The organism is Legionella massiliensis (assembly GCF_000756815.1).
GTDB classification, from domain to species: Bacteria; Pseudomonadota; Gammaproteobacteria; order Legionellales; family Legionellaceae; genus Tatlockia; species Tatlockia massiliensis.
Window position 1 is genome coordinate 330,781 of record NZ_CCVW01000003.1, and the last position, 22,300, is coordinate 353,080.

The window sequence follows — 22,300 nt, forward strand, 5'->3', positions numbered from 1 at the left end:
GCTCATAGCAAGATCTCCTGGATACCGCGCATAAAGCGCGGTACGTAGGCAATCAGTGTTCATCATTAGCCTAACCCAGCACCAGCCATTTTTTCGCTAAAAGCTTCTGCATGCTAATAAACGAAAACAAGATGATGGCAAACATAGTTATGCCGATGGTTAGGAATTGCCCCTGATAGTAGTAACTGACAATTTCCAGTAAAAATGCGGTCATAAGCAGACGAGAGGATTGTAGCAAGGCAGCTATTCTCCCTTTAGCATCCTCAAGCACCTCAAGAGAATAGGGGTATAGAATATTAAAGGTAAATGCTAGGCCGATAGAAAATAAAATAATGGACATGGTAATTAATAGCGGATTTGCCAACCTCAATAGCGAAATAAGGCCTATTAGTATTGCACTGAGGCAGCATAGCCATTTGCCAAAATTAAAGATGTTTTTTTGCTTAAATAATTTTATGAGCTTTAAATTCATAATACTTGCCACAGAAAAGGCAAGCGCGACACTTCCTTGATAGTAACCAAAATGTTTTAACGAAACGCTTAAATTTTCCATGTACAAAATAGGCGCCATACCGACAAAAACCCACCAAGCAACAATTAAGAAATTTATACAAAGCAAATAAGATCGCAATTTTGGCGAGAAAAGAAGCGGAATATAGGCTTTGAGAGAGATTGAAACTGTGGGAACGCCTTTCTTATGCGGAATAGCAAAATAAGAGCTAATGAAGGTGATAAGACCTAGCCCTAATAACAGGATAAAATTTGCTCTCCAGTTGAAATAAAGGTTCACAAAGCTTCCAATAATTGGCGCAAAGGACATCGATAAGGTAGTAATCCCATTCAGTATTCCCATCAGAGCGGGTTGCTTATCAACGGGGTATTCATCGGCTAACACCACATAGCCAAGGATTGAAGGGCCCGCAATACCTATACCTTGAAGTAAACGGCCGAAGATAAGTAGCGGGAAATTGCTTGCGCTTACACAGAAAACACTTCCTAGCACGAAGATGAATAAACTGACTAAAATGACATGCCGTCGATCGTAGCGATCGCCCAAAGTTCCTGTAAATAAACCACAAATACAGAAGGCAATAAAGTTGACACTGAGGGTTAATTGGATCAACGCAGGGGAGAGCGAATAAATCGTCTGCAATTCAGGTAGGCTTGGAATAAATAAATCGATTTCCGTACCGCATAAAATCTCAATAATAAGGATGGCAATAAATCTAAACATTTGAAGGTCTCCTAAAACCTCATTATTGCCCAAGGCTTAGCCCTAAACCCCGGGAAAATTCCTAAGGGCGTAGTCTTTCTGGTAAAATAAATAATCAAAATTTAAAATAAAAGCACACTATCTAATGATTATTGATTTTGAATTACTCAATATGATCCCCGGAGCTATCGGCTTTAAAGATAAGAACTCAGTTTATCTTGGGGGAAATCAACTGCTTGCCAGCACCATGGGTTTTGCCAAACCGCAGGATATCGTTGGTATGAAAGATACTGATATAAAATCAGAAATGGTTGTCTTTGCTGACAAGTTTGTTAAAGAAGACAAAGAGGTGATGTTAACAGGAGAACGGCAACATATTGATATCGGACGCTATAACGATGGGCTGTTACGAGCGACCCTAAGCACTAAAAAAGTCATTTTGGCCGCCAATCAAGCGATTATTGGCACCGCTTTTTCAAGAGTTGAATTAAAATCATCCATTCTAAAAAAACTATTGGATAAATCACTAAATATCAAATTTCCTCTGTATTACACGATTGCCAGGCAATATGGCGAATACAATTTAAATAAAAGAGAAACAGAGTCTTTATTTTATTTAATGCGCGGCTACACCGCGAAAGAAATTGCACAACGGCTTGGCTTATCACCTAAAACTATTGAATACCATATTGAACAATTAAAAAACAAACTAGGTTGCAGTAAAAAATCTGAACTAGTTGAAAAATCAATAGACTTAGGATTTTTATATAATATTCCCACTGCAATTTTAAGTGCTTCATAAAAAGTTAGATCTACGGTATCTTTTCTTTTAATTTGCTTTTGGAGCGCTTTAAGATGAATCGATCACAAAACGTCACTGACTATCCAAACATCCATTCTATTTTTAGTGTTTGGACGTTTAAAGCGAGTGACGCAACAATAAAATCTGCTTTTGAACGAATCTGTGCCTTGGTCATTAATCTTAATAATTCTTTTAGCACTCGAATCCCAGATGGCAAAGCCAGTTGCGTGTTAGGTGTTGGTCATGATGCTTGGATAAAACTAGGCTTACCTAGTCCTCTTCCCAAAGAGTTAAAAAACTTTGAACCTATTGTGGGGCAGAAGCATACAGCAGTCGCTACTTCTGCTGACTTGCACTTTCATCTACGAGCGCCCAATGTCTCTATATGTATCGACATGCTAATTGCCATCAATGAGGTATTGTCTTTAGCTGCTGATTGTTTGGAAGAGATTCATGGATTTAGATATTGGGATGGACGCTCTATCCTGGGCTTTGTAGATGGCACTGAAAACCCTAGTGGTGCAGCGCGCGAGCGCTTCGGTGTTGTCGGACAAGAAGATTCCTTTTATGAGGGAGGAAGTTATCTATTTGTGCAAAAATACCTACACAATATGCAGGCTTGGGAAAACTTAACAGTTGAGGAGCAAGAGAAGGTTTTTGGTCGCCATAAGATGAGTGATATTGAAATGCCAGATGAGATAAAACCCAATAACTCCCACAGCGCGCTGGCCAATATTGAAGATGAGGATGGCAACGAGCTCAAAGTTGTCAGAGATAATATGCCTTTTCGAAACTCAGCTACCAACGAGTTAGGCACTTATTTTATTGCCTACGCCAATAAATTTAGTACGACTGAAAAGATGCTAGAACGCATGTTTCTAGGAGAACCTCTTGGTAATTACGATAGGATCTTAGACTTTAGTACGGCGCGTACGGGAAGCTTATTTTTTGCTCCTGCCTTAAATATCTTAAAAGATTATTCTGCATAAAAGTTATTATTTATATTTGGGAAATTACAAAATGTTAAAAAAAATAATTAGAAATAAGTTGGTAAAGGCGATAAGTCTGCTAATTCTTAGTCAATTTTTTCTTTCGTCAACAGCCCTTGCGGCAGATTCAGGAAAGATGAAGGTTAATGATATTAATATCTACTATGAAATCCATGGTACAGGGAAACCGGTGATTTTAATTGCCGGATTTACCTGTGACCATACGTTTTGGTCTGGAATTCTCAAGCAATTAGCCGCAAATCATAAGGTCCTAATATTTGATAACCGCGGCATCGGCCAAACAGATAGCCCTAAGACCCCTTATTCAATCGAAATGATGGCTGATGATGTCATGGGGTTGAGTAAAAAGTTGGGATTAGAAAATCCAATTATCATTGGCCAATCAATGGGCACAGCAATTACGCAGAATATTGCCAAAAGATACGCTGATCAAATTCAAAAAATTGTTTTAATTAATACCTTTGATCAGTTAACAAAGGCACCAGAAATGGCTTTTGAATTAACTGGTGAATTACAGAGTAGGAATTTGCCTCTTCGCTATCGAGTTCAATCCATTGCTCCCTGGGTATTTTCAAGCGCTTTTCTTTCACAACCCAATCAATTGGAAAACCTAATTAAACTAGCGGAACAAAACCCTTATCCCCAATCTCTAGTTGGTTATGAAGGCCAATTAGATGCCCTAAAAAAGTTTAATTCACAGGCATGGTTGAACCAAATCAAAACGCCAACCTTAATTATTGCAGGGGAAGATGACATTATTGCTCCCTTAGCTGGCGCTAAAGAGGTTCAAGAAAAGATTGGTCATAATACACCACTTGAGATTATTCCAGGGGGGCACGCCAGCCCGGTGGAACAGCCGCAAAAGGTTGCGGATTTCATTTTAAAATTTATTGATAAGAAGTAATTGTAGAGTTTTATAACTCCTCATCCGCCCAAGGCGGATGAGGGTTCCTTGCTAAGCCCCACTTGGAGACGCGATGATTCTCTCGTTGACCTCATCAGGAAGCAAACGAAACATCTCCGGTAAGATAGGCATTTCAACTTCAATCCCTTGGATGAATGTTTCCAGCTCAAACCACAACTCTGAATTTTGCTCTAGGCTAGCCTGAATTCTTTCGAGAGAAGCTAAGACAAAGGCATGCATGGCGGGATCTTTACACTGTAATAAGGACATATTTAAAGCCTCAAGTTGATGCTCTAATAAAAGTCGACTCTCTAATAGTTTACTTAGCTTAGGATCGTCGCAACTATGTTCTATTAATTTTAACAGTGCAAAAATAGTATCGTATCTCAATTGTATAGATAGAGGCTGAATAGAACTCAGACAACTTAGGGCGTCTAGGGTAGAACTAAGATCAAAGAACCCTATAATCTTGAAAAGAGCTCCCACGATCTCTTTCTGCACATTTTCATCTCTAGTAGTATTCGCAATTTGAGTGAAAATCGACCAGCCATCTTCAGTGTTTGAGCTAAAATGCCGAGCTTTGATACCCCTTATTATTTGTTCCATGCAATATTTAATAACAAAAGGATGACTGTTTTTAGGAATAACTAAGCGACTTAATGTGCTCAACGGAATACCAGCTTGGTCAATAACTACAGCATGATAAACACTGGGGCGCAACTCGTTTGGAACTGTGGTTATACGAGTCAAAGCTTCACGAGCAGCGTCTTGTGCATCCGGGTAGAGTTCGTTTTCTGCGATATCGAGCAAAGGCTGGGTTAGTGAGGCAGGAATATCAACCATATCTTCTATGATGGTGCAGGCCTTAGCTCGTAAAGATTGATCCTCTGACTGTAAACAAGCTATCCATTCTTCTAAGAAATCTAACTTAAGCTTAGTATTTCTCGTCAATGATAAAAAATTATTTAAAACCTTAGCAGGAGAGTAACCAATTTCAAATTCTTCAAGCGATTTGATCAATACAGCTAGAAGTTCTTTACTCATGCCGTCCGGTATTATTGCTGAAACCAAAACCTTTCCTAGAGCTTGACTAACCGAGCCATTTGGTTCAATTGAATAGAGGTCGATGAGCAACTGGCATCGCTCTGAAGAAAGCAAACGGCCTTGCATAGATGCAGCTAGAAGCCGTAAGGCATAAGCTTTTAGTACTGGAGAGTCTATGCTAAGCATAGTGAAAAGAGTGGATACTATCTCCTGAGACTGAGGCTCAGAAAAATTAAGCTTCTCCATTAGCAGGAATAGGTTTGTCGCAGAATCTGCTTGGGCTATCAGTTCACTAGGTTCAAGTTCTTTATAAGTTTGCAAGAGCGCGAGGCATTTTTCTTGCAACTTAGCATGAACTTCGATTGGCAAAAGAGGGGATTTAGAACGCAATTGTGTTAATAACCTCACTGCAGAGTTTAGTCGTTCATGATCTCTACTATCCAATTCGTCTAGCAAAAACTGAATTAACTCTTCACGAACGATGGCTAAGATATCCTGACGAAACAGAACCTTATCTATATATTTAACCTCTTTATGGTCACGCAAAGTTTTGAGAAGATGCTGAGCTACTGTTTCTAAACATCTAGTAGGTATTCTTATTTCACTTAAAATACTACGATAAATGTAATTGCTATCTTTGTTTTTTCCTGTTTCGCATTTTGTAATTAAGGCCTTGATAATTGCTTCTTGCTCTGTATCGGATAAGGTAGGAAAGGTACCCTGCAATGACCTTATATCTTCCAATTCCTCACCTAATCTATCCATAACAGCCTTACGGCTAGTTTCTGGAATAATAAAGCGCCCAATATTGAACATTCCTTGTGTATCGAGCCATGCATTGATGACGCTGTCTCTTTTATCCCTGCTATGCAGACTCAAAGGAAGCAGGATGTATTTCGCTATAACTTCCGACTCTAGCAGTAATTTTTTATCAAAAGAAAAGCGATAGTAATGAAAAAAAGCCATAAGACAGGCTTTTAAGGCATTGGGCTTTCGCGGATTATCCTGGCTTCGATAGTAGTCCTCAATTAATTTAAACAGCTCTTCAAGAGATGTTTTATCGGTTAATTGCGCTTTAAAAACTAGTATTTCCCTAATCTCGGGAGCAAAAAGTGTTTGGCCTTTAGGGAGGCGGGCAAGATAGGTTTGAAGTAGTTCCTTTAATACAACTAAGGGTTGAGGGCATTGATTGTCATTTAATTGTACCGCAACAATGGTTTGTAGCATTTTTCGAAAATCGCTGTAACGCATTCTTTATTTCCATTAATAAAACATAGTGCGCGAAATTATATCCTATCTGTGAATAGAATTGACCTTGGGCAATCCCAGAAACCGCGTTTCTCAATGATTAAGAGAGCGACTGACCTCTAGCATGGGCATTTGAAGGTGCAGCCTTAGGATGAGTATCCGCTTGCTTAACATTGAACATAGAAAAATTGGGTAAAAATGAGGAGCTTGTCGATGGTTCAGCTTGCAAGAGAGTCGCTAATTCGGGCAAATCAAGCTTTTGAGCCAGAGTAACGAGAGTTTGACGAAAGTCCCTAGCAGAAGAGTTCTTATTAGGTTGAGCTGCGGCAATAATATTCGCTTTTGTAACCCGTAGAGTCTCTGTTGCAGGGCAGCTATTCCTAATACATTCTTTATGAGCAAGAACAATCATCAAAATCACTCGCAAGGCTTCATCAGGCAAGTCTGCAAGTTGCTGAGGACTTTGCAAGAGCTTGGTTAGTTGAGATGGCTCTTGCTGGCGTGGATTCTGTTTAGCATGATAATGAGGACAAAATTTGACTTTAATCCCTGCTGAGTAAAAGGCATAGGCAAGGGGATTTGTAGTTGCATGGATTGAAACCTTATTCGCATCAACCCTCAGATCCCAAGGTGAAGTCATTACCTCGGTTGAAATTTTGATACCAAGATCAGCAAAACGCATTAAAGGATGAACGTCGGCACCAAGAGGAAGCTCTAAATTGGGGATAGGCGGATAAAAGGTTTCGTTAACAGCAAAATAGACTTGGTTGTTACAGATGCCTATCCAAACCTTATCGCCGCTATGAATTGGCTTTGTATAAGGCAACTCAAGCTGTTTTCCTGCGTCATCCAGGTATTTGATATGCCCTGTTGCACAATCAAGAGCAAGGGAGGTAGCGGTGCTACCGGGCAAACAAGGGTCTCCATCTAAGCCCTTGTCCCAGGTTAAACCAATCAGCAGTTTTCGATGCTCTCCTGCATCGAAAACACGCACCTCAAATAAACCTTGGGTTCCTATGTGTTCCTTAGGATCGACAACAGAGCAGATACGTTGAGTTGTAGTTAAGTTTAGTGGTCTAAACTGGATACCTCGGGCTCGGAGTTCTTCTTCACCTAAGGATTGCACTAAATTGAGATTTGGCACCCCCGCTGGTGCGTAATAGGCCACGCCACTATTTGCTGGAAGCGCTAAGAAGACAGCATCCTTATTCAGAGGAGCGCCAGCTTTGAAGGGGGCAGGCATGCTCATTATTGAAAGCTTATGGCTTTCTACAATTCCGACAAAATCATGTGTTCTGAGACTAGATTTAAATTGTCGGCGCACTACCGGTGCTTGCAAAACATTAGGCTGAAATGCTGCGCTATCCATCCACTCACATAAAAAATTTAAGCTAGGTGAAACCGGAAACTGCTGTTGGCTGCCATCATAGAAAAGCGTATGCCGCGGATTCCTAAATATTAAGGACGTAAAATGGCTTTGATAGAGGGACTTATATGAGAGGCGAGCAGCTTGTTCCTGGCCATTCCAGGCAAAAGTGGAGAGATGATCCAGGCAGTACTGTAGCTTATTCAGGCCTTGTTCAGTTCCATACTCCTTCTGTTGAATCATTCTGACTACAATCGCTTCCAGTTTAGAAACAATAGCTTTGGCTGTGCCTGGTGAAAGCGATGTGGGGCAAGCAGGCAGTACATCCTGCAAAAATAGCTCTTCACTAGCCTTGGACCAGATTGCTTGCAGTTTATTATCTATAGGATCCTTGATGTTTAACCAAGAACTAAAATCAGACATAACCAGCATTATTAGGATATAGCGATAAGCATCATTTTCTTGGATATAGCTTTTAGGTATGGCTTGCAAGAGAAATGATGACATTTTACGAACACTGTAGTCGAAAATGAATCTTGAGCGCATGGTGTTATTTTGCAAAGCCATCCGCACAGTAACAAGGGTCATAGCTAAGAGGACCTTTAGATTGAACTTGCTATTATTGCTAGCAACTCTGCCATCCAGTTGTTTGCCGATATCGGCTTCTATCAAGCGTTGTTGGACTTGTTGTAAGAGTTCATAATCACCGCTTTGTTCTATTCCCTGTAAAACCGCTGCAATGAGTAGCATCCGCTGAATCCAAAATGCACTCCGGGTTGCGGAAGCTGGATCTGGTATTGAAGTAGGGCCTGATACTTGGGGAACAAGAAGCTCAATACAATGACTAAGCAGATAAATGGTTTGTACTTTTTCCTTCTTTGTCGCGCTTAGGAAAAAACGCCATAAACCATCTACAGCATTTTTATGCATGGTACTACTGCCATGGCAAGTGAGCCCAGAAATTAAGCCGGGTACTTGCTCTATCTTATAGTTATTTTTCTCTTGTGATCTGATTTGAGCTAGGGCTTGAAGGCTAGGGGAAAGCTCTATTATTTTTTTTGTGCCATTGTGGGTACCTGCTTTCCAAAGTTCAGAAAAGAGGGTCATAAATGCTGGTGAATGTGACCAGCCATGCTTTATTTTGGCTGCGAGTTTAGGGTCATTTAATTGGGTAGTTTGAGCGCCAACTAGTAAAAAGAGCTGGGCAAGCATACGACGATGAACGACATGGCGCTCAATACCTGAGGCTAACTCAGTTGTCAGCTTCCGTGCTGAAGGGCAGAAGCGAAACTGTAAAGGATTATTCGAACCAATTTCTTGGGGATTAATAATATAGATGCTGTCAATTGAGGGATAAAAAACCAAATCCTGAGACAGATAGTCTATTTCATCGCAGATACTAGTCATTAAATCAATAATCTGAGACATGTTGGGCTGAGCCTTATACTGTTCCAATAATTGCCTTAATTTGACTGGGGTTTCAGACTGTATTTTCTTTGGAACGTAGACCTTGGCTGTGGGGATATTGAGCTCCTCTAACATCTGATCCCATTGTTGGCTGGTTTGATGTTCTGGAGGCGAAGAGGGTTGAGCAACTGGACTAGCTTGAGTTAGGCCATCAATATGCTTACTAAAAAACACCCATACCTCATCGTTGTCTTTTATACCCAGAGCGCTTAAAAATGCACGGGCTTTTTCTGCGTTGCCTAAGTTACTATCATTCCTCAGAAAGCGGATAAAGAGTTGTAAGGGTTTATATTCCACTCTAATCTCTATTTCAGGTGAAATGCATTCAATGAGTTGGATTAAATCTGAATAGGGGCGAAGATGAAGGGACTGACCACTTAAGTCAATGCGTTTTAGTCCTTTAGGAAGAGATCGAAATAATTCTTTTAATTCAGCGAGGCTTTTATCGCCAGGAAAATTCCAGCTTAAATCCAAATCAGTGATGGTTTCTGAAATAGTGATCAAGGTTGCTAATAAATCTGCATGCGCCACAGCATAAAAGTCAGTTTGACTTAGATCAAGGGATGTATCTGTGTTAGAGAGAGCAATAATCTTGTTGATTATGATTTCGATTGAGAGCATTAATTCGTTCCTGGATTAAAAACGGGCGGCACATTATCATGTTGATCATATTTAATCCAGCATTGTGGGGTAGCTAAAGCCCCCGCTGCCATTAAGTTAAGGAAGGTATTGTCATTCCCGCGAAGGCGGGAAACTATTTCTTGCTAAGCAGAGTGCCAATGTAGAAATGGTTTACCTCCTTCGCGGGAATGACAAATACCCTTAACTTAATGGCAGCGGCTAAAGCCCATAGGGGCGAAGGGAATTTAGGGAGAAGGTGCCCGAAGGGCGGATGAGGGTTCTTAAACCCTTAAGTCTTCTTCACAAATTCTGATTTTAATTTCATTGGGCCAATGCCATCAATCTTACAATCAATATCATGATCACCAGAAACCAGTCTAATATTCTTAACCTTCGTACCTACCTTTACGACAAGTGATGAACCCTTTACCTTCAAATCTTTTATAACCGTAACCGTATCACCATCTTGTAAAAGATTACCGTTCGCATCTTTGATGACTAATCCTGTGTCATCCATCGTTTCAGTTGAGTTTTTTGTCCATTCATGAGCACATTCAGGGCAAATATAAAGTTCACCATCTTCATAGGTATATTCTGAATTACACTGTGGGCATTGTGGGAGCTTAGTCATTAAGTTGTCCTTAAACGGTTTAAAATTTGCGATTATATACCCTTTCCCAATAGGGTTTCGACATATTAGACTCCTACCAGACTTATTAGTTATTTTGTAGTGACCTAGAATGTTGGTTTTCAGAATCACTAATCATTGTCGCAATAGATTCTAGAGCACGATTAAGTCCACTCTTCGTGAAATATATATTTTATACAGCAGACTAAGCCCATTAATGAAATGCTCATCAATTATTTTATTATTCGGGAGTTCACCAGCCCAGACCAATTTAAGACGCGTTGAATTTTAGGAATGAGTCATTCCAGTTTTAACCTAATGAATCATCCCTCCCACTAATCTCATTCCATCATGGAATAGCCCATGAAAACAATTCACTGTTAATCTATGCTCAATTCAATTTATATTTGCTCGGGCAACATGCTCGTGATTGTGACAGATTTTGTTTTCCTACCCCTTTTCACTAATACGATAACCATTTAGTAAATTTGGAACAATTTTAATGAAAAATAAGAGATCGATTGATTCCTTCAACCCAGCAAACACATTCAATGAGATAGTCAGATTAGCAGACGAACTTTGCACTGGATTAGCCCTATCCTGTACAAAAAACACCAGGGCACCCTATCCATCTAAATTCCAATCTTTAGTTGAGGATAGTGGCAAGAAAGTTACTATCATCGTCTCATGTGAAGTAGAGATTCCGAATAATACAAGAGCATGGATCCAGAGCACTGCAAAGGAATTTTTTACTAAAGCAGCCAAAAAAAACATGGGGTATAAAGCTGATAAAAAACCAAAAATCCCTGTGATTACAATTGAAACTGATCTCAAAAAGGTTCTCAACATTTCAGATAAAAAAACGTCTGACGAACGAATTGTGTTTCAATTTTCCAGCAATTTAATGGCTTTAAGTGACAATAATTCTTTGATTGAAGCAATACAGCCTAAGCCTTATTTGAATGAAAAAATAGTATTTTTACGTGCTTATCTTATAGATAAAGTACTATTTCATGATGAATTTAAAAAGCTTTTCCCTTTTATTGACTATTCGCAGCCTATGTTCTCTATTTTAAATCAGCTAATGAGTTTCCTAGAAGCTGAATATTGTAAAATAAAATCTGAGGATAAGGCTGGCTTCATCACACTTACTAATAGAATGAACCAATTCATAATTGGTAAATATTCAAGGAAAAGTTATTTAACATCGGATTTTGCGAAACTTGAGATAGCAGATGAGATAAATACCTTACGAGTGGATGTAGATTTTTACTTGAAATTAATCGAAGAAAAGATAAAGGAAAATAAACTTTCCCCTATTAAAGCTTGGAACTTGTACTCAAGTTGTTTCAGCCTTTTTGAAGATGCATTAGACTCATTTGAGGAATAATTACCTCTCTATAAACAGTTATTCGCGCGCGGTCAAACAGTCATTGTTTTGCTTAATAAAATTTCAGAAGCATTCTTAGAAATCGATGAAACTTCTCAACAATTATTAATGGGAAAGGAACACGCAGAAAACTTAATAATAACTCATCAAGTTTCAACTTTTTTACATAATATAGAAAATCATTTTAAAGAGGGGGATGAGATTGAGCAAATTTACACATTAAATAGAAAAACCCTCACAAATGCTTGCGCCTCTTTGAAGATAAAACTTGAGTTGCTATCCATTCAGTCGAAACCGAGTTATACAGTACCTATATCCTTATCTTCTGTTCCCCAATCCCATTCCTCTTCTGTCTTTCCTCAAGACAATAGCAGTTCTGTTGATAATACAAATAAAACTACTACGGCCCTCTCTTTATCATCTTCTAAAAACTCCTCAGAAACTATCCAAACTTATTCATCTCGATTTTTTGCTGAAGAAACACTACCGAATAAAGATGATGTTACTGCTGAATATAAAAGCAGGGCAAAACAACAAATAGAAGCGGCTAACAAACGGTTAGAACAACATCGAAATCGTGCGAGTTCAGAAACACATAGCAACGAACATCAGAATACCGTTGCAACATATCCTTCTGAACAAACCTCACTTTCCTTAAGGGTTCAATATAACAGCCAAGAGATTGATATTTCAGCATATTGCTTAAATAATACCAGTAACTTATATATTAGTTTGGATATTGAAATAGAGCCTAAAGAAGAATTTGATCTTTTTAAGGAAGTTGCGTTAAGGCAAAAAATTCTAACGCAAGACAGTCTTGGTCAAAATGGGATAAAAATATATGGCCTGAATTGCCTAAGTGTAAAATGCAAGCAAGCTGGGGGCCGACGCTTAATTTTTCTTAGTCACAAAATTGTAGGAACTGATGATTACATTTACTTACCCTATGAGATAGTCTCACATGTCAAATACGAGCGGTTACTCAATAATAAACAGGAATTAAGAACGCTTATAAACAACATAAGAGAAAAAAACAGTGTCACTTCAATTCCATCGATTACATTATTAAATAACTGACGTTAAATATGTAACCTCTTTGTACGGGACAAAAAATGTGAAATCTCAGAGAAAACTCGAATTCCCGCGGCTTGACCGCGGGATCTGCCTGTGGCTAAAGATACATAGACCCCGCGGTCAAGCCCATAGGTATCTACACAAGTGTCTGTAATAAGGTCACGTCCTTCCTTGTTTCAACATTACGTCATCCAGAGCGCAGCGAAGGATCTCCGGGATTAGCACCGTGCCACATTCAGGAGATCCTTCGCTGCGCTCTGGATGACGTGGCTTAGGGGGGCAGGGCTCATCTATTACAGACACTTGTGTAGATACCTATGGGTCAAGCCGCGGGGATTCGGAGCTAGTTAGTGGATTTCTATGTTTTGTCCCGTACAAAGATGTAATCTAGTGTATAAGACGAATATTTTCCTAAAAATTATATGGTTATTTATTTGCTTTGCTGTGCAAATATCCTACTATTTTAAGTAGAAGGGATTATTAAGGGGAAAACGTGCGGATACTAATACTCGCTGCATGTTTTTACATTAACTCAGTTTTCGCGGATGTAATAGTTGGTTTTTCAGCTTACGAAAACGGTGATTACACAACTGCTTATCCTCATCTCATACAGGCTGCAAAAGACGGCAATAATGATGCAATGTATGTGCTTGGGCGAATGTATCAATATGGCTATGGTGTCAATAAAGATACCTCTAAAGCTGCTGATTGGTACCGTAAGGCAGCCGATAAGAACAATGCCTTGGCAGAATTAAGTTTGGGATTTCTTTACGATAATGGTGAGGGAGTCAAACGTGATTTGCGTCAGGCTTTTGATTGGTACATGAAGGCGGCCAAACAGGGTAATCCAATTGCCCAAAGAAATATTGGCCTCATGTATGCGGTTGGTGATGGGGTAACACAAGATGACCCTAAATCTTATGAGTGGTTTAAAAAATCCGCAGAACAAGGTTATGCAAGGGCTCAGGTTAATCTCGCTTATCAATATATGATGGGTGTCGGAACCAGCAAGAATGTGGAACAAGCTCAGTACTGGTACCAAAAAGCGGCTGAGCAAGGCGATGCAAAGGGTCAATATAGTCTTGCACTTTTATACACAGGCAAATACGGGGTTGCTCCCGATCAACGCGCAGCAACCTATTGGTTTACAAATGCCGCCAATCAAGGACATAAAAATGCTCAGGCTTATCTAGCCTATCAATACCTCAATGGCTTAGGTGTAGATGCTGATGCACAGAAAGCAGCATATTGGTATCAGGCTTCGGCAGAACAGGGCAATAATATTGCTCAGGAAGAGCTAGGGCAACTGTTTCTGACAGGTCAGGGTGTTGATAAAGATTATGAGCAAGCAGCCTTTTGGTTTGGAAAATCAGCAGAGCGGGGTAATCCTCTTGCTCAAGGCAAATTAGGCTATTTGTATATGGCAGGCTTAGGTGTTGGTAAAGACTTACCTAAGGCTTATGCTTGGTTAAAAATCGCTGCTCAAAATAAAAATGAGCAGGCCGCTAAAGAGCTATCGCAACTTGAACCGACCTTAAGCCTGGAGGATGTTCAAGCAGGCGATGCTTATTTTAATCAATTGAAATCTAAAATACCTGCTCCTGGTTCTGAGAATGAAGAGGACGATGATTAGATAGAACCGTGTCTTAGCACTACGTCATCCAGAGCGCAGCGAAGGATCTCCTGAATGTGGCACCGTGCTAATCCCGGAGATCCTTCGCTGCGCTCCGGATGTCGCTGCGTTAGAGTGATAGGGCTGAACTATTACAACTTAAGCATGGCTGGTCTACCCCCTCGATCTTGCCAGATTCGGCACAATGACAGCATTAAACTAATTATTTTTTCCTGTACTTGGTGCCAAAGGAGTAACCTCATTTGAGTGAGTTGAGGGCCCCCCCGCCCCCATTGCATTAATTGCAGAGACTGTAAAGGTATAAGCAGTATCATTGTTAAGCCCCTTTATAGTAGTGGTTAAAGCATTGCTCTTGAAGGTTATTGCTACCTGAGCTTTCGTTCCGATATAGGGAGTAATTAGATAGCTAGTAATCGCTGCGCCGCCATCAGTTGTTGGCTTGGTCCAATTGAGAAGAGCCGCAGCATTAGTTGCTGCAGCAGTTACACTCTCAGGAGCACTTGGCCGGGTTGCGGGGGTTGTTGGACCAGAAGGAAAGGAGTCAGGTCCCATACCAATTTCATTTATTGCCTTAACTGTGAACGTATAAGCTGTGCCATTTGTTAGGTTTGTAATTGCACACTTAGTAGCATCTTTTGCTGAGCAGGTTAGGCCTGCTGGTGATGAAGTAGCAATATAGCCTGTAATTTTAGAGCCGCCATCATTTGCCGGCGGTGTCCAGCTTAGGGTTACAGTTGAATTTGCTGGCTGAGTAGTAATATTGGTTGGAGCATTAGGTACTGTCTTAGCAATTGCGCTAAAGATCACTAAGCAGGCTGTTGTTATCGCCCCAGTAGTATAAGTATTCTCATGCCAAGAGCCGGCAGGGCAGTTGCCACTAACTTCTGGCGATAAATTGTATTTTGAGTCTGCACTGACTGTGAATGCTTGTTTCCCCTCATATTGGACTAAGACTGATGATGGACTTACTTTTAGATTCTCGCCAGAGGTTGATAGAGCATAACTGTTTATTAGGGCTTTGAAATTCAAGGTGCAGGGATAAGTCACTGCTCCGGTGGTGTAATTGTTACCAGACCAAGAGCCTTTCATACAATTCCCGCCAGTCTCTTGGTCAAGGGTATAACCTGGATTGGCAGTTACTATGAAAGTTTGTGTCGCTCCATAGGAGACAGTTTGTATGGTATTAGGCAAGAAATGCTCATGTTCATCACCACTAACAGTTATTCTAACAGTGGACGGCGGAGGATTATTCTCTTTTATAATATTGAGCTCATTGCCAGCAGATGGGCCTGCGCAATAAAGTGGATTGGCTGGGCTGCTGCAAATAAGAGGCCCCCCAATTAGATTGGTCTTTAATTCATTAGCCACAATTTGCAATTTAAGTAAACAACTAGATCCTGGTTTTAGAGTAAAGGGTTTGCTACATAAACCGGGTCCTGTAGCCTGAGTTAAGCCAAAGGGGGCATTAACCAAACCACTGTTTTTTAGAAGATTAGGCGAATTATTAGATATGCGATAACTTGCTGTAACGATCTGCCCAGAATAAATTACTGCTGGGGCTTTTACTATCGGAGTTACTAAAAACATTGGTAGTACTACAGGTTCGTCCTCAGAATAGCTGCTGCAGTTATGCGTTAACAGGATTGAGGCTAATAGAACTTGTATGCCATGTCTCATTTTTCATCATCCCTATGACTGTTTTTAAATAGAATAAACTAAAATCATCCTAATCCGAATTTCTACGACTTTTAAGAATACCTCTGCCATCGCCCTCACTCTCCTCCAAGGAGTCGAAGTCCCCAGATTTTTCCCTTCTCCTCTTGGAGGGGAGAAGGTGCCCGAAGGGCGGATGAGGGGTTAATAAAAGCTTCATTCAACAACTACTCATTCAAAAGAATTCAAACCTTCACTAATTAAACTCACTGTAATTTTGCCTTGTTTATCTTTTTCGCGCTTGAGTACTGAGTATCTAGTAAGACTTAAATTTTCTGTGTGGACGTTGGAAATACTCAGGTAGTACTTACTTTCAATAGTGACTTGTTCACTACGGATATGCAGTTTTTCTAACAGAGGATTAATTTTAGTGAGATCCTGAATGCCTTTTTTACCGCGAGCGGCAATTAACTCATCAACCTGACTGCCAGTTAAACCCATCCCTAAGGACATCAAAACAGGTTTGGAGGCTGTATTAATATTAATCGGTGTTACCTCGGGTAGGGTGGTCAGATAATCTTTTAAGCTCAGATAAAGTTTGGCACTTACCCCTGAAAGCAGTCTGAACTCAGAAATATTTACCATAAATTGATGAGCAGGATAATAGGGCGGTTTTTGTTTTAGATAGTAGCTAAGATCGACATCAGCCTGCCCTGGTTGATAAGGGCTTATCCAACTAATCAGGGAGGCAGTCAATGCATTCCGCTGATTTTGTTCCAGTTTTGCGGCAATATTTTTAAGGAGTTCTTGAAAGGTAAATTGGTATTTTTTATCACTAACATCGTTTAAGTTGAAGCGCCCCTGTAAATCGTAAAGTGCACCATCTATAGTAGCATCAGGATAAATGCCTTGTAGTTTTTTGGGAAAATCAGCTAACTTCCCTGAGTTATCGCTATGTGTAAACTTGAGCTTAGGAGCCGATATCTCAGTTAGAGCCCAAAATGCAACAGCTTGCGAGGCAAGGTTCAGCTTATCACCGTTAATAGTCAGTCTTGTGCGATAAATATCTAATTGCAAGCGGGTACTCATCGCTGTTGCTACGATGGCTACCAGCGTCATGATGAATAAGGCCGAAATGAGGGCTGTTCCTTTATCTCTTCTTTTAACCTGCATATAAGGCCCCCGGAATGACAAAGAGATAGTTCAATTTTCCCCATTCCAACTTAAGATTCATTTGAATAGCCTTGGGCATGGGTTCTACTTTTTGATTAGCTTGAACGGCATTCGCATGCCATTCTTTTAAAGACTGTAAGTTATTATTTAGATAAGCGAAATCGCAGCCTGAAATCTGATCAATTAATACCTTATCCTCATAGGAATTACGGCTTGTCGTGTCGAGAGTAGGCCAGCTACGTCGAACAAGTTTATTCCCTTTACATAAGATAGCTACCCGTTGGAGAATACTTTGCTTGTTAATGCTACCGGGGTTAGCAATCCCCGTTCGAGTAAATTCAAAATACTGCGACTCGCCGATAAAGGCTGGATAGACATGCGATTCATCGTTACGGACATCTCTTAAAATAATTTGTTGTGTATCCCGTTCAAGCAAGATGAGGGCTAATTGCAAAGAATTGAGCCGCTCTGTTTGTTCGGTAAGGCGGGTCTTGGTATTGAAGGTTTGGTAAAGGGTCGATGAGGTAATCGTTGCAATAATCGCAAAAACCGCAAGGGCTATTAAAATTTCCAGAAGTGTGAAACCCGCTATTTTCTTCATGGATGATACCTAAAGGCAATCAGTGGATCCTGGAAGGGGCCAGCCTGATTTTTACTGACAGTGATAGTAATTTGTTCTAAAGATTTTATAGGGGTACGACTGAGTTTGGCACGCCAATACCATCGTTGGCCAAGCATTGAGGTAAGTTTTGTTACTTCCTGATTAGAGCGAATCTGCACTACATCTAGTTGAACCATGGCCACCCCTTGCATAGCAATCCAATGACTGATCGCCTTCTCCTTTATTCGTTGGGTGTTGACCACATTCTGTGCGGTTGCTTTCAATAAAGCGGTTAGGGCAATTGCGATAACGGCCATGGCTAGCAAAACTTCTATAAGCGTAAATCCCTTTAATTTTTGCTGGTTAGTCATCTTAATTTTTCGGTTGTTGTAGTTTTAATTGGCCATCTCGGTTGCTCAAGCTTGTAACGACTGAATTTCTGTTCGTGCCAAAATCAATGACAAAGCTAGATACATCGCCCGAGGCGCTAATAATTATACTAGGGTCTTTACTATTAGATTTTCTAATACCGAGCCTCAAGTTGGCTGTCACATTGTCAGGAAAATTATGGCTGCGGAAAACATTAGAGCCGGATATTTGCTGCCATCGACCTTGTACAAAACGATAGCTTGAATATCCAGAATTATTGATATCAATCCCCAACGTGCTTCCCTCAATGATTGCCTGCTCCTGGGCGAGCTTGATAAACGATGAGAATTGTTCTGCTGCTAAAGTAGCTCGTCGGCTTGCTCCGAAATCACCGAAAGCAAGCAGGGCAAAACCAACGGTAATGCCCATAATAATCACTACAACTAAAATTTCAATCAGGGTAAAACCACGCTTAGCGCGCATCCCAATTACCTATTTCCGCATTAATACCGGTTCCACCAGGCTGACCATCAGCACCATAGGTAAAGACATCAACATCACCATGCTCACCAGGATTCAAATATAAATAATCACGTCCCCAGGGATCCTTAGGTAAGGATTTCAAGTATTGCTTCCAATCGCGTGGGGCAGGGTTAGAGTTTGGCTTTTCTACCAAAGCGACTAGACCCTGATCGGTAGAGGGATAAACACCATTATCAAGTTTATAAAGATCGAGCGCGTTCTGAATAGCGAGAACATCTTGCTTGGCTTTGACAACTCGCGCTTCATCTGGACGACTGATAATCTTGGGAACTACGATGGATGCAAGAATTCCTAAAATCACCACAACAACCATAATTTCAATTAAAGAAAAACCACTTTGCTTACTCATTAAAAACCTCATCCAAAAATAATATCGCTGTCGATTCTACTACTATCCAACCAGTTGTTCCATGGAGAAAACAGGTAAGAGTGTAGCCAAAACAATAAACAGCACGACAGCCCCCATGAAAAGTATGACTAACGGCTCAAGAAGGGTTAAGGCCGTGTCGATCAAGCGTTTCACTTCATTATCCATGTGGGAAGCAGCTTTTTCCATCATCGAGGCAATTTGTCCGCTTTTCTCGCCACTGGCTATCAAATGAACCGCCATTGGATTTAAGAAACCTGTATCCTTTAAAGACTGACTGATTGCAGCACCTTCACGAACGCGGTTAGCTGCGATGTCAAAGGCATTGCGCATTATTAGATTGGTAAGCAGGCTTGCGGAAACGCGCATCGTCTCAAGAACACTCACACCTGCAGCAAATAATATTCCAAAGGTATGGATATAGCGGGCGACGTTTACCGAGCGTACCAGGTAGGAAGTGATAGGTAGCTTGAGTAAAATCTTATGCCAGACGGTGCGTACTTTTAGATTAGCCAGGCTTTTTTTGAAGCCTGCTAGCAAGGCAACAAAAACGCCTAGGATGATGAGTCCATAAGACTTAATCAGGTCACTCAGGGTAATAAGAACTTGGGTCATCGCCGGAAGCGATTGGCCGCTACTGCTAAAAACCTCAATGATTTTTGGTACTACAAAAGCTAACAGGAAACTGATAATGCCTGTTGAAACAACAATCATTAAAATAGGGTAGATTAGTGCCTGTTGAATTTTTTGCTTTGTACCTTGCTGGTTTTCCGTATAATCAGCAAGTTTTTCCAAGACTAAATCTAAGCGCCCCGTTTGTTCACCAGCACCAACTGTAGCCCGATACAATTCAGGAAAGGCATTGGGAAACTCACCCATAGCCTGCGCCAGAGCATAACCTTCAAGCACTTTTGAGCGAACACCAATGATCAAACCACGAACCCTGTCTTTTTCTGTTTGTTCACTCACCCCGCGAAGAGATTCTTCAACAGGAATACCTGCTGCGAGCAGGGTTGCTAATTGGCGAGTTAGCAAAGCCAGGTCCTGTGCTGAGATCTTATCTTTTTTACGGGATTGTTGTTGCTTAGCCAGAGGACGAATATGAGTAGGAACGAGACCTTGTTCACGCAATAGTTGTCGTGCTTGTCGTTCGGAATCGGCTTCGATGACCCCTTTGCTAGAACTGCCAGATTTATTCAACGCTTGATACTGGTAGGCACCCATAAGAATTACATTCAGTTTTAATAAGATTTAGTTTAATCTATTAAACTTCACAAGTCACTTGGGCCAGACTTGCTTACTAGTCAATCTTGGAGATGATCAATGAGTAACAGTGTAGTGCATGCGGCAATTAAAGAACATGATGCTAAATTTATTGACTTACGTTTCACCGACACGCGTGGAAAAGAACAGCATATTACGGTTCCTATATCGGCTATTGATGATGATTTCATCGAAAATGGCAAAATGTTTGATGGTTCCTCAATCAAAGGTTGGCAAAAAATCCATCAGTCAGACTTAGCACTTATTCCTGATTTAGATACAATTCTTCCTGATCCTTTTTATCAAGATAATACCCTGATCATCCGTTGTAATGTTGTCGATCCCCAAACAACCCTTGGCTATGATCGCGACCCTCGATCTATTGCAAGGCGTGCGGAGGCTTATCTGCAGTCAACAGGGATTGCTGATAAAGCCTTTTTTGGTCCTGAGCCAGAATTCTTTATCTTTGACGATGTTCGTTCTGAAATCGGCATGCGCGGTGCCTTTTACCAGCTTGATTCTGCAGAAGGGCATTGGAACTCAGGGAAAATAATGGAAGGCGGTAATATTGGCCATAGACCTAGCGTCAAAGGGGGATATTTCCCAGTTCCACCCGTTGATTCTTCACAGGATATTCGTTCAGCTATCTGTTTGACCCTGGAAGCTTTGGGAATGGTTGTTGAGGCTCATCATCATGAGGTAGCAACAGCTAACCAATGTGAAGTCGCCACCCGCTTTAATTCTTTAACCAAGAAAGCAGACGAATTACAGATTTTAAAATATGTTGTGCAAAACGTGGCGCATAATTACGGCAAAACTGCGACCTTTATGCCCAAGCCTTTAGTTGGTGACAATGGTAATGGTATGCATTGCCATCAATCGCTAATGAAAGATGGCGTGAATCTTTTTGCCGGCGACCAATATGCAGGTTTATCTGAGACTGCTCTTTATTATATTGGTGGCATTATTAAACACGCGCGGGCATTAAATGCTTTTACTAACCCTGCAACTAACAGTTATAAGCGCTTGGTTCCTGGTTTTGAGGCGCCTGTTTTATTAGCCTATTCAGCACGTAATCGTTCAGCTGCCATTCGTATTCCACACGTTAGTAGCCCCAAAGCTCGCCGTATCGAAGTCCGATTTCCTGACCCAATGGCTAATCCCTATCTGGCTTTCTCGGCAATGATGATGGCTGGACTAGATGGAATTCAAAAGAAAATACATCCTGGTCAACCGATGGATAAGGATTTATACGATTTACCACCAGAGGAATTAGTTGATGTACCGACTGTTTGTAATTCTCTGGAACAAGCGATGCAATATCTCAAAGAAGGGCATGAGTTCTTATTACAGGGCGATGTGTTCTCGAAAGATTTTATTAATTCTTACATTGCACTGAAGGAAGAGGAAATTCAAATGTTACGCATGCTGCCACATCCATTTGAGTTTGAATTGTATTATAGCCTTTAATCTAAACACACATGCTGGGCTTAATAGCCATAGCCGTCAGGCTAAGTTTCTCATGCCTACGTACTGCGGCTAGACATGCCCCCAAAGAGGTTGAGCAACGCAGCCCCTTTGGGGCAAATATCAGAAAGGAACTTCGAACCAACAGCCCCTCATCCGTCCTTCGGGCACCTTCTCCCCGCTCGCGGGGAGAAGGGACTCTTTTTCCTCCTTTTGCCCTTCAGGGGCTTTGTTGAATAAATCATGAGTGTTCAGCATTATTAAAAATTCACAAGCGCCATCTCTAACATAGTAACTATGTGCAGGCCTATTAAGCTTTCTCTAAGCTAGCCTTGTCATGATAAACGAGAGTTTATTGATAAGGACTTAATTATGTTGAACAAAACTGAAGCACAACCAATAAGTGTAAGATTTGTAGGCCAAGATGGTGTTGGGGTATGAACCTTAGTAAAAAAACCTCAATG

At 40.8% G+C, this 22,300-nt stretch carries 18 protein-coding genes; 7 read left to right on the forward strand and 11 right to left on the reverse strand.

What is annotated here, in order from left to right:
- Window positions 1-70 precede the first annotated feature (70 nt).
- The gene (locus tag BN1094_RS13055; RefSeq protein ID WP_043874884.1) at window positions 71-1,234 is read right to left on the reverse strand and encodes an MFS transporter; all 1,164 of its coding nucleotides are present in this window, start codon (window positions 1,232-1,234) and stop codon (window positions 71-73) included.
- Between the two features lie 124 nt (window positions 1,235-1,358).
- Between BN1094_RS13055 and BN1094_RS13060 the strand changes: the two genes are divergently transcribed.
- From BN1094_RS13060 to BN1094_RS13070, 3 genes are read left to right on the forward strand one after another with little or no spacing between them, the layout of a single operon-like run.
- On the forward strand, window positions 1,359-2,015 hold the full coding sequence (locus BN1094_RS13060; RefSeq protein ID WP_043874885.1) for a helix-turn-helix transcriptional regulator: 657 nt from the start codon (window positions 1,359-1,361) through the stop codon (window positions 2,013-2,015).
- 53 nt (window positions 2,016-2,068) lie between these two features.
- Complete coding sequence (locus BN1094_RS13065) at window positions 2,069-3,004, forward strand: Dyp-type peroxidase (RefSeq protein WP_043874886.1); 936 nt, start codon at window positions 2,069-2,071, stop codon at window positions 3,002-3,004.
- Between the two features lie 31 nt (window positions 3,005-3,035).
- Window positions 3,036-3,929 (forward strand): alpha/beta fold hydrolase, encoded by an 894-nt coding sequence (locus BN1094_RS13070; protein WP_052403289.1) that lies wholly within the window; start codon window positions 3,036-3,038, stop codon window positions 3,927-3,929.
- A gap of 51 nt (window positions 3,930-3,980) precedes the next feature.
- On the opposite strand, the gene BN1094_RS13075 is transcribed toward BN1094_RS13070, so the two are convergent.
- The 3 genes from BN1094_RS13075 to BN1094_RS13085 form a co-directional block, all read right to left on the reverse strand.
- Window positions 3,981-6,224 (reverse strand): P-loop NTPase family protein, encoded by a 2,244-nt coding sequence (locus BN1094_RS13075; protein WP_043874887.1) that lies wholly within the window; start codon window positions 6,222-6,224, stop codon window positions 3,981-3,983.
- Window positions 6,225-6,321: 97 nt separating this feature from the next.
- Entirely contained in the window at window positions 6,322-9,675 is a 3,354-nt protein-coding gene (locus BN1094_RS13080; RefSeq protein ID WP_043874888.1) for a hypothetical protein, read from the reverse strand.
- A gap of 289 nt (window positions 9,676-9,964) precedes the next feature.
- Window positions 9,965-10,306 (reverse strand): zinc ribbon domain-containing protein YjdM, encoded by a 342-nt coding sequence (locus BN1094_RS13085; protein ID WP_043874889.1) that lies wholly within the window; start codon window positions 10,304-10,306, stop codon window positions 9,965-9,967.
- A 499-nt stretch (window positions 10,307-10,805) separates the two neighbouring features.
- On the opposite strand from BN1094_RS13085, the gene BN1094_RS13090 reads away from it, so the two are divergent.
- The 3 genes from BN1094_RS13090 to BN1094_RS13100 all read left to right on the forward strand — a co-directional run bounded on the left by BN1094_RS13090 (window position 10,806) and on the right by BN1094_RS13100 (window position 14,400).
- A complete protein-coding gene (locus BN1094_RS13090) occupies window positions 10,806-11,693 on the forward strand; it encodes a hypothetical protein (protein WP_043874890.1) in 888 nt (295 codons plus the stop codon).
- A 48-nt stretch (window positions 11,694-11,741) separates the two neighbouring features.
- Window positions 11,742-12,770 (forward strand): hypothetical protein, encoded by a 1,029-nt coding sequence (locus BN1094_RS13095; RefSeq protein ID WP_043874891.1) that lies wholly within the window; start codon window positions 11,742-11,744, stop codon window positions 12,768-12,770.
- A 490-nt stretch (window positions 12,771-13,260) separates the two neighbouring features.
- The gene (locus BN1094_RS13100; protein ID WP_043874892.1) at window positions 13,261-14,400 is read left to right on the forward strand and encodes a tetratricopeptide repeat protein; all 1,140 of its coding nucleotides are present in this window, start codon (window positions 13,261-13,263) and stop codon (window positions 14,398-14,400) included.
- Window positions 14,401-14,598: 198 nt separating this feature from the next.
- Here the strand turns inward: BN1094_RS13100 and BN1094_RS18925 are convergent, their stop codons facing one another.
- The 7 genes from BN1094_RS18925 to lspF form a co-directional block, all read right to left on the reverse strand.
- Entirely contained in the window at window positions 14,599-16,077 is a 1,479-nt protein-coding gene (locus tag BN1094_RS18925) for a fibronectin type III domain-containing protein (RefSeq protein WP_052403290.1), read from the reverse strand.
- Window positions 16,078-16,284: 207 nt separating this feature from the next.
- Window positions 16,285-17,226: a type II secretion system minor pseudopilin GspK gene (gene gspK / locus BN1094_RS13110; RefSeq protein WP_043874893.1), complete on the reverse strand. Its 942-nt coding sequence runs from the start codon at window positions 17,224-17,226 to the stop codon at window positions 16,285-16,287.
- Window positions 17,216-17,827, reverse strand: a complete 612-nt coding sequence (gene lspJ / locus BN1094_RS13115; protein WP_043874894.1) for a GspJ family T2SS minor pseudopilin variant LspJ — start codon at window positions 17,825-17,827, stop codon at window positions 17,216-17,218. The genes gspK and lspJ overlap by 11 nt, the downstream gene beginning before the upstream one ends.
- Window positions 17,824-18,198: a GspI family T2SS minor pseudopilin variant LspI gene (gene lspI / locus BN1094_RS13120; protein WP_043874895.1), complete on the reverse strand. Its 375-nt coding sequence runs from the start codon at window positions 18,196-18,198 to the stop codon at window positions 17,824-17,826. Before lspI ends, lspJ begins: the two co-directional genes overlap by 4 nt.
- A gap of 1 nt (window position 18,199) precedes the next feature.
- A complete protein-coding gene (gene gspH, locus BN1094_RS13125; protein ID WP_043874896.1) occupies window positions 18,200-18,679 on the reverse strand; it encodes a type II secretion system minor pseudopilin GspH in 480 nt (159 codons plus the stop codon).
- On the reverse strand, window positions 18,669-19,088 hold the full coding sequence (gene lspG / locus BN1094_RS13130; protein WP_043874897.1) for a GspG family T2SS major pseudopilin variant LspG: 420 nt from the start codon (window positions 19,086-19,088) through the stop codon (window positions 18,669-18,671). The genes gspH and lspG overlap by 11 nt, the downstream gene beginning before the upstream one ends.
- Before the next feature lie 42 nt (window positions 19,089-19,130).
- Window positions 19,131-20,330 carry a GspF family T2SS innner membrane protein variant LspF gene (gene lspF, locus BN1094_RS13135; protein WP_043874898.1) on the reverse strand — a complete coding sequence of 400 codons (1,200 nt, stop codon included), beginning with the start codon at window positions 20,328-20,330 and terminating at the stop codon, window positions 19,131-19,133.
- 99 nt (window positions 20,331-20,429) lie between these two features.
- Here lspF and glnA point away from each other — a divergent pair, with 99 nt between their 5' ends.
- Window positions 20,430-21,839, forward strand: coding sequence for a type I glutamate--ammonia ligase (gene glnA / locus BN1094_RS13140; RefSeq protein WP_043874899.1), 1,410 nt, complete (start codon window positions 20,430-20,432; stop codon window positions 21,837-21,839).
- Window positions 21,840-22,300 lie beyond the last annotated feature (461 nt).

Coding starts and splice junctions, on each gene's coding strand:
- BN1094_RS13060 (WP_043874885.1), top strand. CDS start 1,359: ATGATTATTGATTTTGAATTACTCAATATGATCCCCGGAGCTATCGGC.
- BN1094_RS13075 (WP_043874887.1), bottom strand. CDS start 6,224: ATGCGTTACAGCGATTTTCGAAAAATGCTACAAACCATTGTTGCGGTA.
- BN1094_RS13055 (WP_043874884.1), bottom strand. CDS start 1,234: ATGTTTAGATTTATTGCCATCCTTATTATTGAGATTTTATGCGGTACG.
- gspH (WP_043874896.1), bottom strand. CDS start 18,679: ATGCGCGCTAAGCGTGGTTTTACCCTGATTGAAATTTTAGTTGTAGTG.
- BN1094_RS13070 (WP_052403289.1), top strand. CDS start 3,036: ATGTTAAAAAAAATAATTAGAAATAAGTTGGTAAAGGCGATAAGTCTG.
- lspF (WP_043874898.1), bottom strand. CDS start 20,330: ATGGGTGCCTACCAGTATCAAGCGTTGAATAAATCTGGCAGTTCTAGC.
- gspK (WP_043874893.1), bottom strand. CDS start 17,226: ATGCAGGTTAAAAGAAGAGATAAAGGAACAGCCCTCATTTCGGCCTTA.
- lspG (WP_043874897.1), bottom strand. CDS start 19,088: ATGAGTAAGCAAAGTGGTTTTTCTTTAATTGAAATTATGGTTGTTGTG.
- BN1094_RS13065 (WP_043874886.1), top strand. CDS start 2,069: ATGAATCGATCACAAAACGTCACTGACTATCCAAACATCCATTCTATT.
- lspJ (WP_043874894.1), bottom strand. CDS start 17,827: ATGAAGAAAATAGCGGGTTTCACACTTCTGGAAATTTTAATAGCCCTT.
- BN1094_RS18925 (WP_052403290.1), bottom strand. CDS start 16,077: ATGAGACATGGCATACAAGTTCTATTAGCCTCAATCCTGTTAACGCAT.
- glnA (WP_043874899.1), top strand. CDS start 20,430: ATGAGTAACAGTGTAGTGCATGCGGCAATTAAAGAACATGATGCTAAA.
- BN1094_RS13080 (WP_043874888.1), bottom strand. CDS start 9,675: ATGCTCTCAATCGAAATCATAATCAACAAGATTATTGCTCTCTCTAAC.
- BN1094_RS13085 (WP_043874889.1), bottom strand. CDS start 10,306: ATGACTAAGCTCCCACAATGCCCACAGTGTAATTCAGAATATACCTAT.
- lspI (WP_043874895.1), bottom strand. CDS start 18,198: ATGACTAACCAGCAAAAATTAAAGGGATTTACGCTTATAGAAGTTTTG.
- BN1094_RS13090 (WP_043874890.1), top strand. CDS start 10,806: ATGAAAAATAAGAGATCGATTGATTCCTTCAACCCAGCAAACACATTC.